Origin of the sequence: Allobosea sp. 67-29, from assembly GCF_001898115.1 — a bacterium.
Taxonomy (GTDB): Bacteria; Pseudomonadota; Alphaproteobacteria; order Rhizobiales; family Beijerinckiaceae; genus Allobosea.
On sequence record NZ_MKSQ01000005.1, the window covers coordinates 286,141 to 300,623 of the forward strand.

At 69.9% G+C, this 14,483-nt stretch carries 14 protein-coding genes; 12 read left to right on the forward strand and 2 right to left on the reverse strand.

Translation table 11 applies throughout. From position 1 onward, the window contains the following. Position 1: 1 nt before the first annotated feature. From BGO20_RS01940 to BGO20_RS01950, 3 genes are all read left to right on the forward strand, one after another. The gene (locus BGO20_RS01940; protein ID WP_291663025.1) at positions 2-754 is read left to right on the forward strand and encodes an ABC transporter permease; all 753 of its coding nucleotides are present in this window, start codon (positions 2-4) and stop codon (positions 752-754) included. Next, a complete protein-coding gene (locus BGO20_RS01945; protein ID WP_291663026.1) occupies positions 730-1,506 on the forward strand; it encodes an ABC transporter ATP-binding protein in 777 nt (258 codons plus the stop codon). Before BGO20_RS01940 ends, BGO20_RS01945 begins: the two co-directional genes overlap by 25 nt. 91 nt (positions 1,507-1,597) lie before the next feature. Then, positions 1,598-3,799 carry a protein-disulfide reductase DsbD family protein gene (locus BGO20_RS01950; RefSeq protein ID WP_291663028.1) on the forward strand — a complete coding sequence of 734 codons (2,202 nt, stop codon included), beginning with the start codon at positions 1,598-1,600 and terminating at the stop codon, positions 3,797-3,799. 8 nt (positions 3,800-3,807) lie between these two features. Here the strand turns inward: BGO20_RS01950 and BGO20_RS01955 are convergent, their stop codons facing one another. Next, positions 3,808-5,013, reverse strand: a complete 1,206-nt coding sequence (locus BGO20_RS01955; RefSeq protein WP_291663030.1) for a penicillin-binding protein activator — start codon at positions 5,011-5,013, stop codon at positions 3,808-3,810. A gap of 171 nt (positions 5,014-5,184) precedes the next feature. On the opposite strand from BGO20_RS01955, the gene rsmI reads away from it, so the two are divergent. The 3 genes from rsmI (at position 5,185) to gshB (ending at position 7,494) form a co-directional block, all read left to right on the forward strand. Continuing rightward, complete coding sequence (rsmI, locus tag BGO20_RS01960) at positions 5,185-6,093, forward strand: 16S rRNA (cytidine(1402)-2'-O)-methyltransferase (protein WP_291663032.1); 909 nt, start codon at positions 5,185-5,187, stop codon at positions 6,091-6,093. Next, entirely contained in the window at positions 6,090-6,485 is a 396-nt protein-coding gene (locus BGO20_RS01965; RefSeq protein ID WP_291663034.1) for a YraN family protein, read from the forward strand. Before rsmI ends, BGO20_RS01965 begins: the two co-directional genes overlap by 4 nt. Before the next feature lie 70 nt (positions 6,486-6,555). Further along, on the forward strand, positions 6,556-7,494 hold the full coding sequence (gshB, locus tag BGO20_RS01970) for a glutathione synthase (protein WP_291663036.1): 939 nt from the start codon (positions 6,556-6,558) through the stop codon (positions 7,492-7,494). A gap of 154 nt (positions 7,495-7,648) precedes the next feature. Here the strand turns inward: gshB and BGO20_RS01975 are convergent, their stop codons facing one another. Next, the gene (locus BGO20_RS01975) at positions 7,649-8,428 is read right to left on the reverse strand and encodes a HesA/MoeB/ThiF family protein (protein WP_291663038.1); all 780 of its coding nucleotides are present in this window, start codon (positions 8,426-8,428) and stop codon (positions 7,649-7,651) included. A 153-nt stretch (positions 8,429-8,581) separates the two neighbouring features. Here BGO20_RS01975 and BGO20_RS01980 point away from each other — a divergent pair, with 153 nt between their 5' ends. The 6 genes from BGO20_RS01980 to BGO20_RS02005 are packed head-to-tail and all read left to right on the forward strand — an operon-like array spanning position 8,582 to position 14,482. Beyond that, positions 8,582-9,583: a BMP family lipoprotein gene (locus BGO20_RS01980; protein ID WP_291663040.1), complete on the forward strand. Its 1,002-nt coding sequence runs from the start codon at positions 8,582-8,584 to the stop codon at positions 9,581-9,583. 16 nt (positions 9,584-9,599) lie between these two features. Continuing rightward, complete coding sequence (locus BGO20_RS01985) at positions 9,600-11,138, forward strand: ABC transporter ATP-binding protein (RefSeq protein WP_291663042.1); 1,539 nt, start codon at positions 9,600-9,602, stop codon at positions 11,136-11,138. Further along, the gene (locus BGO20_RS01990; protein ID WP_291663043.1) at positions 11,135-12,253 is read left to right on the forward strand and encodes an ABC transporter permease; all 1,119 of its coding nucleotides are present in this window, start codon (positions 11,135-11,137) and stop codon (positions 12,251-12,253) included. The genes BGO20_RS01985 and BGO20_RS01990 overlap by 4 nt, the downstream gene beginning before the upstream one ends. Then, positions 12,253-13,227, forward strand: a complete 975-nt coding sequence (locus tag BGO20_RS01995; RefSeq protein WP_291663044.1) for an ABC transporter permease — start codon at positions 12,253-12,255, stop codon at positions 13,225-13,227. Before BGO20_RS01990 ends, BGO20_RS01995 begins: the two co-directional genes overlap by 1 nt. Further along, the gene (locus BGO20_RS02000; RefSeq protein WP_440140621.1) at positions 13,211-13,636 is read left to right on the forward strand and encodes a cytidine deaminase; all 426 of its coding nucleotides are present in this window, start codon (positions 13,211-13,213) and stop codon (positions 13,634-13,636) included. The genes BGO20_RS01995 and BGO20_RS02000 overlap by 17 nt, the downstream gene beginning before the upstream one ends. A gap of 33 nt (positions 13,637-13,669) precedes the next feature. Next, positions 13,670-14,482 carry a purine-nucleoside phosphorylase gene (locus tag BGO20_RS02005; RefSeq protein WP_291663047.1) on the forward strand — a complete coding sequence of 271 codons (813 nt, stop codon included), beginning with the start codon at positions 13,670-13,672 and terminating at the stop codon, positions 14,480-14,482. Position 14,483 lies beyond the last annotated feature (1 nt).

Consider the following 14,483-nt stretch of genomic DNA (forward strand, 5'->3'; position numbering starts at 1 on the left):
CGTGACGCGCCTGCGGGCTCCGGCCCTTGCCCTGCTCGGCCTCGTCGCCTTCCTGCTGATCTGGGAGGCGGTGCCCTCCCTCGGATGGGTCAACCCGGCCTTCCTGCCGCCGCCCAGCTCCTTGCCGCAGGCCTTCCTGCGCGAGGTCTCGTCGGGCGCCTGGCTCTCGGCCATCCTCGGCTCGCTGCAGCACTATGTCGTCGGCCTCTTCGTCGGTGCCGGCCTCGGCATCGCGCTCGGCGTCCTGATCGGCATGTCGAGGACCGCCGAGCAGGCGACGGCCTGGGTCGTGCGCGTGCTGCGGCCCGTGCCGGGCCTCGCCTGGGTGCCCTTCGCCATCATCTGGTTCGGCGTCACGCCCGGCGCCGCGGTCTTCATCATCGCCGTCGGCGTGTTCTGGATCAGCTTCTTCGCGGCGCAGGGCGCGATCCGCGGCGTCGATCGCGATCTCGTCGAGGTGGCGGACGCCTTCGGCTTCCGTTCCCCCTGGCAGCGCCTGTTCAAGATCCTGCTGCCCGCGGCGATGCCGGGCATCCTCGTCGGCTTCCGCACCGCTCTGGGCCAGGCCTGGATGGCAGTTGTCGCGGCCGAGATATTCGGCGTCGCCGGTGTCGGCCAGCGCATGATGCAGGCGTCCAGCCTGCTCGCGACCGATATCGTCGTGGTCTACATGCTGACGATGGCGGCGCTTTACGGGCTGCTCGATACCGCCTTCGTCGCCTTCCAGGGATGGGTGCTGCGTTGGAAAGCGTGATCGACATCAAGGGCCTGTCGCTGACCTTCACCCGCGACGGCGAAGACACCGAGGTGCTGCGCAAGCTCGACCTGTCGGTCGGCCGCGGCGAATTCCTCGCCATCGTCGGTCCCTCCGGCGTCGGCAAGTCGACGCTGCTGCGCGTCATCGCCGGGCTGGCCAGGCCGAGCGGCGGCGAGGTCGTCATCCATGCCAGGGACACCGCGCGCCGCCCCGTCGCGCTGGTCTTCCAGGATTCCCGGCTCCTGCCCTGGCGCAAGGTGATCTCCAATGTCGGCTTCGGCCTCGAGGGCCGGGCCTCGCGCAGCGAGCGGCTGGTCAAGGCGCAGGCGATGCTCGATCTCGTCGGCCTCGGCGGACTGGCGCAGCGCTGGCCGCATCAGCTCTCCGGCGGCCAGCGCCAGCGCGTCTCACTGGCACGGGCGCTCGCCGTCGAGCCCGAGATCCTGCTGATGGACGAGCCCTTCTCGGCGCTCGACGCGCTGACGCGCGAAAATCTGCAGGACGAGTTGATCCGCGTCTGGCAGCGCACCGGCAAGACGGTGCTCTTCGTCACCCATGACATCGACGAGGCCGCCTATCTCGCCGACCGGGTCGTGATCTTGTCGGGCGCGCCCGGGCAGATCGTCGCCGAGCACCGCATCGATGCGGCCCGCCCGCGCCGGCGCGGCGCGGCGGCGGAGGCCGAGATCGTCCGCGCGGTGCGGCAGGGTCTCGGCGCCGATATCGTCATGGACGGGGCGGCGATCTGAAGCACCATTCTTCCGCCTCACCGGCTTGTCATTGGCGCCAAGAGGTCGTTTGAGGCATCTGGCAGTCATGACGAAGGACGGAAGCGGGACGATGATGCGCCAATTCGACCGGTGCGAGGGCGCGAAGAGCGGACTCGCCCGCCGGTTCCTGGCCGGCGCGCTGCTGGCCCTGGGGCTGATGGCGCCGGGCATGGCCCGCGCGGCCGAATCGGCCGCCGTGACCTCGCCGCGCGTCACTGCGACCCTACTGTCCGGCCGCGATAGCGTCGCGCCGGGCGAGCGCTTCCATGTCGCGCTCGTCCAGAAGCTGGCGCCGCACTGGCATACCTATTGGCGCAACCCCGGCGATTCCGGCGAGCCCACCCAGATCCATTGGACCCTCCCGGCGGGAGCCCGGGCCGGCGAGATCGCCTGGCCGGCGCCGCGCGCCATTCGCGTCGATCCGCTGGTGAATTTCGGCTTCGAGGGCACGGTCCTGCTGCCGGTCGAGATCACGGTCCCGGTCGAGGCGAAGCCGGGGGAGACCTTCTCGCTGAAGGCGGAGGCGACCTGGCTGGTCTGCGAGAAGATCTGCATTCCCGAGGAGGGCTCCTTCTCGCTCGACCTGCCCGTGGCTGGTGCCAGCAGGACCGACGCGGCCGCACAGCAGCGCATTGATGCGGCGCTTGCCGCCTTGCCGAAGCCGGCCGGTTTCCGCGGCAGGCTCACGGCCGATGGCGACGGGCTGGCGCTGGCCTTGCCGGGCCTGCCGGCGGATGCGAGCGATCTGCGCTTCTTTCCCTTTTCCGACACGCTCATCGACCACGCTGCGGACCAGCCCGCGACCATCGGAAAGGCCGCGCGCCTCCTGCTGGCGCGCTCGGGCGGCTTCAAGCTCGAGAAGCCCGAAGTCGCGGGCGTGCTGACCTTCAACGAGGGGGGCGAGGCGCGTGCGCTCGTGCTGACGGCCGACGCGGATCCCGCCCTGCTTGCCGGTGAGGCAGGCCCTGGCACGGCGGCATCGCCGCCCGCCGCGGTGCGCATCTCCGTCCCCGCGCAGGGCGCCGACCTGACGCTGCTCGCGGCACTGGCCTTCGCCTTGGCCGGCGGGTTGATTCTCAACCTGATGCCCTGCGTGCTGCCGGTCCTGTTCATCAAGGCGCTCGGCTTTGCGCAGACGGCGCATCGCAGCCGCGCCGAAACCCGTGAGCAGGGCCTGCTCTTCCTCTGCGGCGTGCTGCTGGCCTTCCTCGTGCTGGCCGGCGCCGTGATCGCGCTGGGCGCTCTCGGCAGCAGCGTCGGCTGGGGCTTCCAGCTGCAATCGCCGCCGCTCGTCATCGCGCTGGCGGTGGTGATGGTGCTGATCGGCCTCAACCTGATCGGCGCCTTCGAGATCGGCGGCTCGGTCGTCGGCGTCGGCGACGGGCTGGCCAGCCGCGGCGGTCGCCTCGGCGCCTTCATGACCGGGATGCTCGCCGTCGTCGTCGCCACGCCCTGCACGGCGCCCTTCATGGGGGCGGCGATGGGCTATGCGGTGACGCAGCCGCCGGCGGTCGCGCTCTCGGTCTTCATGGCGCTGGCGCTGGGCTTCGCCTTGCCGGTGGTGGCGCTCTCCTTCGCGCCCGGCCTGCTGCGGCTGCTGCCCAAGCCCGGGCGCTGGATGCTGGTGCTGAAGCAGGCCTTCGCCTTCCCGATGTTCGCCACCGCGATCTGGCTGATCTGGGTCGCTTCGGTGCAGACCGGGCCGCAAGGCGTGCTCGCCGCGCTGGTCGCCGTGCTGGCGGCCGGCTTCGTCGTCTGGCTCGTCGGCGTGACGCGCGGCTCGCTGACGCGTCGCGTCTTCGGAACGGCCCTGTCGGTGCTGGTCGTCATCGGCGCCGGCTGGTTCGCGCTCGAGAACGCCGTCCCGGGCGCCAATACCGAGGCGCGGGCGGGCGCCGTCGAGGCCTGGAGCCCTGAGCGCGTCGCGGCCTTGCAGGCCGAAGGCAAGCCGGTCTTCGTCAACTTCACCGCCGCCTGGTGCATCACCTGTCTGGCCAATGAGCGCGTCGCGCTGTCGCGGCAGGAGGTCAAGGACGCCTTCGCCCGGCTCGGCGTCACCTATCTCAAGGGCGACTGGACCAATCGCGATTCACGCATCGCCCGGGCGCTCGCCGAGCAGGGCCGCGCCGGCGTGCCGCTCTACCTGTTCTATCCCGGCGCCAGGGACGCGACCCCCGAGGTCCTGCCGCAGCTGCTGACGCCGGACACGGTGATCGCGGCGGCGGAGCGGGCGGCAGGGCGGGACGGGAAGACGGCGGCGAACCGCCCCTGATCCCGGTGTCAGGGGGTGCGGGCGCCGAGGTCGCGCGGCGCCGCGTTCACCGTGACGATCTGGCCGTTGCGCAGTTCGAGCACGGCAAGCCCGCGGTCGATCTGCCCGTCGGGCCGGAAGCGGAAGACGCCGTCGGCGCCGGCAAAGCCCGACGCATTGGTCAGAACCGCTTCCGAGAAGCGCTGCGTGCCCTGCGTGCGGGCGAGCGCCGCAGCCAGCGAAACCGCATCGTAGGACAGGGTCGCCGTGCGGGTCGGCGCGCTGTTGAAGCGCTGCTGGTAGCGGCCGGCGAAGGCGTTGAAGCCGGCGGTGTCGGGCGAGGCGAACCAGCCGCCCTGGATCGCCTGGACCTGCGCGACGCTGCTGTCGTTCCAGACGCCGGTACCGAGCGGCTTCACCTTGCGCGGGTCGAAGCCGGCCTGCTGCAGCGCCTGCCCGAGCGCCGGCATGGTGTCGGCGGCGGCGGGCACGAACAGCGCATCCGCCTGCTGCAGAGACGGCATCAGGCGCTGGACGGCGGCGCGCATCGCGGCCGGGTCCGAGGTGAAGCGCTCGATCGCTGCAACGCGGGCGCCGCGCGCCGCGACCGCCTGCTGGAAGGCGGCCTCGACGACCTTGCCATAGGCGGTGTCCGGCACCAGTGCGGCGAAGGATTTGCGGCCCTGCTGCGAGGCATAGGCGATGACCCGGTTGACGTCGTTCTCGGGTGGGAAGGAAAGCAGGTAGACGCCGCGCGACGCCACGTTGGAATCGCTGGAGAAGGCGATGACCGGCCGGTTGGCCGCCTTCGCGACCTGCCCTGCCGCCTGCACCGCCGGGGCGAAGAGCGGGCCGATGATCAACTCGGCGCCTTCCGAGAGCGCGGCTTGCGTCGCGGCGCGCGCGCCTTCCGGCGTGCCACGGTCGTCCTTGACCAGCAGCGTCAGGTCGGCATTCGGGAATTCGGCCAGTGCCATTTCCGCCGCGTTCTTCAGCGAGTTGCCAACGACGCCGCCCTGGCCCTCGGCACTCAGCGGCAGCACGAGGCCGACCTTGACCTTGCCGGTGCCGATGGTTTCCCCGCTTGGTCCGGCAGGTTGCGTCGGGGCCGAACCCTCGAAGCCGGGGAGGCCCGAGGTGCCGCCACCGCAGCTTGCGAGCATCAGGCCGAGCGAGACGGCGAGCGCGCCCGCCTTGAACCGCAGAACCGGTGCGAAGTGCCGATGGTGCAACACGGGCGATCTCCAGTCGTGACCGGGCCGGCGAATGCCTCGCCCGGCGATACAGTCCCCCCGCGGGACTCTCGTGCCAGTGCGGCATGCTATTTTCAAGTTGTTAACTATAGGTTGCACGGGCCGGCTCGCCTCTCGATGGCGCCGGCCTGTCGCCTGTGGCAGCTTGCGGCCATGTCGAGCGCCGCCGGTCCCCGCCCCGCCACCTATACCGCCTTCGGGCTCAAGGCCGAGGCCGAGCCGCTGGCGCCGGGGCTGCACATCGTCGCGACGCCGATCGGCAATCTCGGAGACATCTCCTTCCGCGCGCTGGCGACGCTCGCCGCTGCCGACGCGATCCTCGCCGAGGACACCCGTACCTCGAAGACGCTGCTGGCGCATTACGGCATCGCGACGCCGCTCCTGCCCTATCACGAGCACAACGCGGCGCAGATGCGCCCGAAGGTGCTGGCGCGATTGCGCGAGGGCGGCAGGCTCGCGCTGATTTCGGATGCCGGCACGCCGCTGGTCTCCGACCCCGGCTACAAGCTGGTCGCCGAGCTGGTGACCGAGGGCTTGCCCGTCACCGGCATACCCGGCCCGTCCGCGGTGCTCGCCGCGCTGGTGCTCGCAGGGCTTCCGACCGACCGCTTCTTCTTCGAAGGCTTCCTGCCGCCGAAATCGGCCGCGCGGCGGACGCGATTGACGGAGCTCGCCACCATTCCCGGCACGCTCGTCTTCTTCGAATCGCCACGGCGTCTTGCCGAGATGCTGGCCGACGCGGCCGCGGTCTTCGGCAGCCGTACCGGTGCGGTGGCGCGCGAACTGACCAAGTTCCACGAGACGGTGCGGCGCGGCAGGCTGCCCGAGCTCGCGGCCCATTACGAGGAGGCGGAAGAGGCGCGCGGCGAGATCGTCGTCATCATCGGCCCGCCCGGCGCCGACGAGTTGCTGCCGACCGGCGATGTGATCGATGAGCGTTTGCGTGCAGCGCTCGTCGGGCTCTCGCTCAAGGAAGCGGTGGCTCAGGTCGCGGCCGAGACCGGCCAGCCGCGCCGCAAGGTCTATGCGCGCGCGCTCGAACTCACCCGCGGCGATCCGTGACGGACGGCGACAACCGTGCCGAACGGCGCAGCCGCCGGGCGCGGCGCTCCGGCCTGTCGGGCCGACGGGCAGAGTGGCTCGCCATCCTCTGGCTCAGCGCGAAGGGTTACCGGCTGCTCGAGCGACGCTTCGGCGGCAAGGGCGGCGAGATCGACCTCGTGATGCGGCGCGGACGCACGGTCGCCTTCGTCGAGGTCAAGGCCCGCGCCCGGCTGGAAGAGGCGCTGACAGCGGTGACGGCCCGAAAGCAGCGCCTCGTCGAGCGCCGCGTCCGGCAATGGCTCGCCCGCAACCCTTGGGCGATGGGCTACGACCTCAGGGCCGATGCGGTCTTCCTGGCGCCGTGGCATCGGCCGCGTCATGTGCCGGCCGCCTTCGAGCTTGTCCTGTGATGCAGGGCGCCCCACTTGCAGGAACCGGGTCCGCGGCCCGATAAGAACCCGCTGCAACAGGAAGCCTGCCATGTCTCTCAGCGTCGCCATCCAGATGGACCCGATCGAGCGCATCCGGATCGCCGGCGATACCGGCTTCGCGCTGATGCTGGAGGCGCAGGCGCGGGGCCACACGCTCTACACCTACACCCCCGACAAGCTCTCCATGCGCGACGGCAGGGTCACGGCACCGATGCGCCCGGTCACGGTGCGCGACGCCGAGGGCGACCATTTCACGGCCGGAGCCGAGGAGAAGCTCGACCTCTCGACGCTCGACGTCGTGCTGCTCCGGCAGGACCCGCCCTTCGACATGGCCTATGTCACGACCACCCACATGCTGGAGCGCATCCATCCGAAGACGCTGGTGGTCAACAATCCGACGGAGGTGCGCAACGCGCCCGAGAAGATCTTCGTCACCCATTTCCCCGAGCTGATGCCGCCGACGCTGATCACCCGCGATCGGGCCGAGATCGAGGCCTTCCGCGACGAGCATGGCGAGATCGTGATGAAGCCGCTCTACGGCCATGGCGGCGCGACCGTGTTCAAGACCAGCAGGACGGATCCGAATTTCGGCTCGCTCTTCGATCTCTTCAGCAACCTCTTCCGCGAGCCCTGGGTGGTGCAGGGCTTCATCAAGGAGGTCAGCGAGGGCGACAAGCGCATCATCCTGATCGACGGCAAGGCGGCCGGCGCGGTCAACCGCGTGCCGGCTGTCGGCGACCTGCGCGCCAACATGGTGCGCGGCGGCGCCGCGCGGCCGACCGACCTGTCGAAGAAGGAGCTCGAGATCTGCGAGGCGATCGGCCCCGAGCTCAGCCGTCGCGGCCTGCTGCTCGTCGGCATCGACGTGATTCACGGCAAGCTCACCGAGATCAACGTCACCGCGCCGACCGGCGTGCGCGCCATCAAGAAGCTCGGCGGCCCGGATCTGGCGGCGCAACTCTGGGACGTGATCGAGTCGAAGCGCTGAAGCCATTCGGCGGAAAACCGGCCGCCACTGCCTGACTCGTCATTGCGAGGAGCGTCAGCGACGAAGCAATCCAGGAAGACTGGGCTGACGTCTCACCCGGTCCTCTGGATTGCTTCGCTGCGCTCGCAATGACGGACAAGGGTGGAGAGGGCAATCAAGCCGCGACGCCGGTGCCGTTCAGCGGATTGGTCTCGTCCCAGCCATAGCGCAGCGTCTCGAAGCGCATCGTCAGCGAATCCAGCAGCAGCAGCTTGCCGACCAGCGGCTCGCCGAAGCCGGTGACGGCGCGGATCACCTCCAGCGCCATCAGCGAACCGATGACGCCCGGCAGCGCGCCGAGCACGCCGGCTTCCGCGCAGGTCGGGATCGCGCCGGGCGGTGGGGCTTCGGGGAAGAGGCAGCGCCAGGTCGGATTCGGCCGCCCGTCCGGCCCGGTCTCATGGGCGCGGATCGTGGTCAGCGAGCCGTCGAAGCGCCCGAGCGCGCCCATCACCACCGGCCTGTGCTCGTGAAAGCAGGCATCCGAAACGGCGTAGCGCGTGGCGAAATTGTCCGAGCCTTCGGCGACGACATCGTAGAAGGCGATCATCGCGCGGGCATTGTGCGGGTCGACGCGCGTGACATGCTCCTCGACCACGACATTGGGATTGAGCCTGCGGATGAATCCGGCGGCCGCGACCGCCTTGTGCGCGCCGATGTCGCCGGTGGTGAAGATGGTCTGGCGCTGCAGGTTCGAGAGCGAGACGATATCGTCGTCGACGATGCCGATCTTGCCGATGCCGGCAGCCGCCAGATACTGGATCAGCGGCGCGCCGAGCCCGCCCGCGCCGACGACCAGGACCCGGGCGTTCTTCAGCTTCTGCTGCCCCGGGCCGCCGATCTCCGGCAGCACGATATGGCGAGCGTAGCGCTCGATCTCGTCGTCGTTCAGCATGGCGCGCAGGATACGGCTTCAGGCCCGGTCTCGGCAATCGCGTCCTGCGCGATTGCCGAGACCTTCCGACAGCTTGGCCGCGCGGCCGCGCCATGCCATCGTGGCCTGATCGAGGGCCGGCCAACGGCGCCCGGCGTCAACAGGGGATATGCGATGCGTTTGGGTTCTCTAGCGGCGGCGCTGGCGGGCGTTGCGCTTTCGGCGATGGCGGCTTTCGCACAGCAGCCGGTCAAGCCGGCGATCGTCTATGACAAGGGCGGCAAGTTCGACAAATCCTTCAACGAGGGCGTCTTCATCGGTGCGGAGAAGTTCCGCAAGGAGACCGGGGTCGAATTCCGCGATTTCGAACCGAACAATGATGCCCAGATCGAGCAGGCGCTGCGCCGTTTCGCCCGCGACGGCAACTCGCCGATCATCGCCGTCGGCTTCTCTCAGGCGACCGCCTTGCAGAAGGTCGCGGCCGAGTTCCCCGACCTGAAGTTCACGATCATCGACATGGTCGTTGACCTGCCCAACGTGCAGTCGATCGTCTTCAAGGAGCATGAGGGCTCCTACCTTGTCGGCCTGCTGGGGGCGATGGCGTCGAAGACCAACAAGCTCGGTTTCGTCGGCGGCATGGACATCCCGCTGATCCGCAAATTCGCCTGCGGCTACGTCCAGGGCATCAAGGCGGCCAAGCCCGATGCCGAGATTTTCCAGAACATGACCGGCTCGACGCCCGCGGCCTGGGCCGATCCGGTCAAGGGCGGCGAGCTCGCCAAGTCGCAGATCGACCGCGGAGCGGATGTGATCTATCACGCTGCCGGCGGCACCGGCATCGGCGTGCTGCGGGCCGCGGCCGATGCGGGCAAGCTCGGCATCGGCGTCGATTCCAACCAGAATGCGCTGCATCCCGGCAAGATCCTGACCTCGATGCTGAAGCGCGTCGACGTCGCCGCCTACAACTCCTTCATGGCCGCCCGCAACGGCGGCTGGAAGCCGGGGATCTCCGTGCTCGGCCTCAAGGAAGGCGGCGTCGACTGGGCGCTCGACGACAACAACAGGGCGCTGATCACGCCCGAGATGAAGGCCGCCGCCGACAAGGCCAAGGCCGACATCATCTCGGGCAAGATCCAGGTCCACGACTACATGTCCGACCAGAAATGCACGATGTGAGGCGCGGACCGCGCTCTTGAGCACCGCCCCTGTCCCTCCGGCGATCGAGCTCGCCGGCATCTCCAAGCGCTTCGGCGCGGTCGCGGCGAACAGGGACGTCTCGCTCGCGGTCGCCGTCGGCTCGATCCATGGCATCGTCGGCGAGAACGGCGCCGGCAAGTCGACGCTGATGTCGATCCTCTACGGCTTCTACGAGGCCGATGCCGGCGAGATCCGGGTTGCCGGAAAGCCGCGCCGCATCCGTTCTCCGGCCGATGCGATCGCGGCGGGGATCGGGATGGTCCACCAGCACTTCATGCTGGTCGACACCCTGAGCGTCGTCGAGAACGTCGTGCTCGGCGCCGAGGGCGGGGCGAGGCTCAAGGGCGGCCTGGCGAAAGCCCGGGCCGAGTTGGCGCGGCTGTCCCGGGAATACGGCCTCGCGATCGAGCCCGACGCCATTGTCGGCGAGCTGTCCGTCGGCCTGCAGCAGCGCGTCGAGATCCTGAAGGCGCTCTATCGCGGTGCCGAGGTCCTGATCCTCGACGAGCCGACGGCGGTATTGACGCCGGCCGAGGCGGACCAGCTCTTCGCCCTGCTCCGGGCCTTGAAGGCGCAGGGCAAGACGGTGATCCTGATCACCCACAAGCTGCGCGAGATCATGGCGGTCACCGATACGGTCTCGGTGATGCGCCGCGGCGAGATGGTCGCCGGGTTTCGTACGGCAGAGACCTCGCCGCCGGCGCTGGCCGAGGCGATGGTCGGCCGGCGCGTGCTGCTGCGCGTCGAGAAGCCCCCGCGCGAGCGCGGCGCAGCCGTTCTCGAAGCGGTCGGCCTCACCTGTCGCGACGCGCGCGGTACCGAGACGCTGCGGGACGTCGGCCTCACGCTGCATGCCGGCGAGATCGTCGGGATCGCCGGTGTCGCGGGCAACGGCCAGAGCGAGTTGCTCGAGGTGCTTGCCGGCCTGGTCCAGCCGACCCGCGGCGTCATTCGCCTGGGTGGCCGGATTCTGACAGCGGCGGACCGGCATCCCGCCAGACTGCGCGAGCGCGGCGTGATGCATGTCCCCGAGGATCGCCAGCGCAGCGGCCTCGTCACCGCCTTCAGCGCCGCTGAGAACGCGATCCTGGGTTATCAGGGCGATCCGGCCTTTCGCGCCGGGCCCTTCCTCTCGCCGGCGCGTATCGAGGCGCATGCGCGCACGGCCTTCGCCGCTTACGACGTGCGCCCGCCCGATCCGGCGCTGAAGACCGCGAAGTTTTCGGGTGGCAACCAGCAGAAGATCGTCCTGGCCCGCGAGATCGAGCGGCATCCCAGGGTGCTGCTCGTCGGTCAGCCGACGCGCGGCGTCGATATCGGCGCCATCGAGTTCATCCACCGCCGGCTGGTCGAGCTGCGCGATGCCGGCGTCGCGATCCTGCTCGTCTCGGTCGAGCTCGAGGAGGTGATGGCGCTGTCCGACCGCATCCTCGCTCTCTGCGGCGGCCGCATCACCGGCGAGCGTGCGGCGGAGCGGGCGGATGAGCGCGAGCTCGGCCTGCTGATGGCCGGCGTCACGGACGAGGCCGCATGAGCGCCGCGCCGATCGACCTGCCGCGCTGGGCCGACACCGCCCTCGTTCCGCTCGTCTCGGTCGCGGCGGCGCTGCTAGTCGCCGGGCTCGTCGTCATCGGCATCGGCGAGAACCCGCTGGAGGCGACGGCGCTTCTGCTGCGCGGCGCGCTCGGCAGCGCCGAGGGGATCGGCTTCACGCTCTACTATACCACGAACTTCATCTTCACCGGGCTTGCCGTCGCGGTCGCCTTCCATGCCGGCTTGTTCAATATCGGCGGGGAGGGCCAGGCGACGGTCGCCGGCATTTTTGCGGCGCTGGCCTGCACGGCGCTCTCGGCGATGCCGGGCTTTCTGTCGGTCGCGGGCTTCCTGGCGGCGCCCATCGCCATCCTCGCCGCGGCGGCGGGCGGCGCGGCCTATGCCTTCGTTCCGGGCTGGCTCCAGGCCAAGCGCGGCAGCCATGTCGTCATCACCACGATCATGCTGAACTTCGTCGCCGCGACGCTGATCGTCTATCTGCTGCGCGAGGTGATCGGCAAGGTCGGCTCGATGCAGCCGGAGACGCCGGATTTCCCGCCTCAGGCCGTGCTGGCGCCGATGCATCAGCTTCTCGCGCCGCTCGGCCTCAAGCTGCCGGCGACGCCGCTCAACAGCGCCTTCCTGCTGGCGCTGATGGCGCTCGTCGCGGTCTGGCTGCTGATCTGGCGCACGCGGCTGGGCTACGCGATCCGCACCGTCGGGGCCAATCCGCGCGCTGCCGCCTATGCCGGCATCTCGCCCGCGGCCGTCACCATGGTCGCGATGGCGATCTCCGGCGCGCTCGCCGGCGGTCTGGCGGTCAACGAGGCGCTCGGCGTGCAGCACCGGCTGGTGCTCGATTTCACCGCCGGCTACGGCTTCGTCGGCATCGCGGTCGCGCTGATGGGGCGTGGTCATCCGGTCGGCGTCGGTCTGGCGGCGCTGCTCTTCGGGGTGCTCTACCAGGGCGGAGCCGAGCTCTCCTTCGACAAGCCGACCATCACCCGCGACATGGTGGTGGTGATCGGCGGCGTCCTCATCCTGTTCGCCGGAGCCCTCGACGGGCTGTTCCGCAAACTGGTGGCGCTGGCGCTTGGTCGCGGGGGACCAGGCTGATGGACTGGCTCCAGACGCTCGCCGTCGTGCTCGATTCCATGGTCCGCCTCTCGATTCCGCTGATCTGCGCGGCCATGGCGGGGCTGTGGTCCGAGAAGGCCGGCGTCGTCGATATCGGCCTCGAGGGCAAGATGCTGGTCGCCGCCTTCGCCGCCGCCGTCGCGGCCTATGCCTCGGGCTCTGCCTGGGTGGGGCTGGGCGCCGGCATCCTCGCCTCCGTCGCCCTGGCGCTGCTGCACGGTTTTGCCGCCATCACCTGGCGCGGCAACCAGATCGTCTCCGGCGTGGCGGTCAACATGCTCGCTGCGGGCCTGAGCGTCGTCCTCGGCAACGCCTGGTACGGGCAGGGCGGGCGCACGCCCTCGCTCGAAGGCGCGGCGCGCTTCGGCGAGCTGACGCTGCCCTTCGCGCGCTGGGCACGCGAGCACGTCCCGGTGCTCGGCCTGTTCTACGACGAGGTCGTCTCCGGTCATGCCGCGCCGGCCTATCTCGCCATTCTCTGCGTGCTCGCGACGGCCTTGATGCTGAAGCGGACCCGCTTCGGCCTGCGTATCCGGGCCGTTGGCGAAAATCCCGCGGCGGTCGACACCGCCGGCATTTCCGTCGCGGGCCTGCGCTACGCCGCGGTCGCGATCTGCGGCCTGCTCTGCGGTCTCGGCGGCACCTATCTCGCCGTGGCGCAATCGGCGGGCTTTCTGCCGCAGATGACGGCGGGGCGCGGTTTCATCGCGCTGGCGGCCGTGATCTTCGCCAATTGGCGGCCCTGGCCCGCGCTCGGCGCCTGCCTGCTCTTCGGTCTGCTCGATGCGGTCGCGATCCGGCTCCAGGGCGTCAGCCTGCCGGGAATCGGTCTCGTCCCGGTGGAAGCGATCCAGGCCTTGCCCTATCTGATGACCATCATCCTCCTTGCCGGCTTCATCGGCAAGGCGACGCCGCCAAAAGCCTCCGGGATTCCCTATGTCAAGGAACGCTGATGTGGCCGATGCCGATTTGGACGCGCTTTTCGCGGCGGCCTCTCGCATTCAGCCACGAGCCTATGCGCCCTATTCGCGCTTCAAGGTCGGTGCGGCGCTGCTGGCGGATGACGGCGCGCTGTATGCCGGCTGCAACGTCGAGAATGCCGCCTATCCGGTCGGCGCCTGCGCCGAAGCCGGCGCGATCTCGGCGATGATCGCGGGCGGTGCCAGGACGATTCGCGCCGTGCTCGTCTTCGGCGAGGGTCCGGAGCTCGTCACCCCCTGCGGCGCCTGCCGCCAGCGGATCCGCGAATTCGCCTTGCCGGAGACGCCGGTCGCCATCGCCGGACCCGAAGGCATCCGCGCGCGTTTCACGCTCGGCGAGTTGTTGCCAGCGTCCTTCGGACCAGCCAACTTGCCGCGGTGATTTGCGGCGGCCGGCTGGCCGGAAGGAGTTCGCATGGCGGCCGATCCGGCCTTCGACGAAGCGGCCTCGGTGCTGATCGACAAGGGCGTCGACGGCCCGGTCGACTGTGCGCTGGTGCTCGGCACAGGGCTTGGCGCCGTCGTCGACGACGTCCAGGACGCGATCCGCATTCCCTATGCGGATATCCCCGGCTTTCCGCGCGGCGAGGTCTCCGGCCACGCCCGCCAGCTCTGCTACGGCACGTTGTTCGGCCGCAAGGTGCTGATCTATCAAGGCCGCGCGCATTACTACGAAGGCGGCGATCCGGCGGTGATGCGCGTGCCGCTCGGCCTGCTCACCGCCTTCGGCTCGCCCCCCCTGATCCTGACCAATGCGGCGGGCTCGCTGAGGCCCGAGATGGGGCCGGGCAGTCTCGCGCTCATCACCGATCACATCAATCTCAACGGGCCCAACCCGCTGGTGGGCGACCGGGGCGACGGCCGCTTCGTGCCGATGGTCGATGCCTATGATCCGCTGCTGCGCGGCCGCCTGAAGCGCGCGGCCGCCAACGCGGCCATGTCGCTGGGCGAGGGGGTCTATATGTGGTTTTCCGGCCCGAGCTTCGAGACGCCGGCGGAGATCCGCATGGCGAAGACGCTCGGCGCCGATCTCGTCGGCATGTCGACCGTGCCGGAGGTCATCCTGGCGCGGCGCCACGACATCCGGGTGGCCGCGCTCTCCATCGTCACCAATATGGGCGCCGGCCTGCATGGCGGAGCTCCGCATCACAGCGAGACGCGCGACGTCGCCGCGATGGCCTCGCGCTCCCTGCGCCGCCTGATACGCGGCTTCCTTTCGGAGCTTTGAG

What these genes read in the sequence shown, in the direction of transcription:
- BGO20_RS01990 (WP_291663043.1), top strand. Translation starts at nt 11,135, where the DNA reads ATGAGCGCCGCGCCGATCGACCTGCCGCGCTGGGCCGACACCGCCCTC.
- BGO20_RS01945 (WP_291663026.1), top strand. Translation starts at nt 730, where the DNA reads ATGGGTGCTGCGTTGGAAAGCGTGATCGACATCAAGGGCCTGTCGCTG.
- BGO20_RS01980 (WP_291663040.1), top strand. Translation starts at nt 8,582, where the DNA reads ATGCGTTTGGGTTCTCTAGCGGCGGCGCTGGCGGGCGTTGCGCTTTCG.
- BGO20_RS02005 (WP_291663047.1), top strand. Translation starts at nt 13,670, where the DNA reads ATGGCGGCCGATCCGGCCTTCGACGAAGCGGCCTCGGTGCTGATCGAC.
- BGO20_RS01995 (WP_291663044.1), top strand. Translation starts at nt 12,253, where the DNA reads ATGGACTGGCTCCAGACGCTCGCCGTCGTGCTCGATTCCATGGTCCGC.
- BGO20_RS02000 (WP_440140621.1), top strand. Translation starts at nt 13,211, where the DNA reads ATGTCAAGGAACGCTGATGTGGCCGATGCCGATTTGGACGCGCTTTTC.
- rsmI (WP_291663032.1), top strand. Translation starts at nt 5,185, where the DNA reads ATGTCGAGCGCCGCCGGTCCCCGCCCCGCCACCTATACCGCCTTCGGG.
- BGO20_RS01975 (WP_291663038.1), bottom strand. Translation starts at nt 8,428, where the DNA reads ATGCTGAACGACGACGAGATCGAGCGCTACGCTCGCCATATCGTGCTG.
- gshB (WP_291663036.1), top strand. Translation starts at nt 6,556, where the DNA reads ATGTCTCTCAGCGTCGCCATCCAGATGGACCCGATCGAGCGCATCCGG.
- BGO20_RS01950 (WP_291663028.1), top strand. Translation starts at nt 1,598, where the DNA reads ATGATGCGCCAATTCGACCGGTGCGAGGGCGCGAAGAGCGGACTCGCC.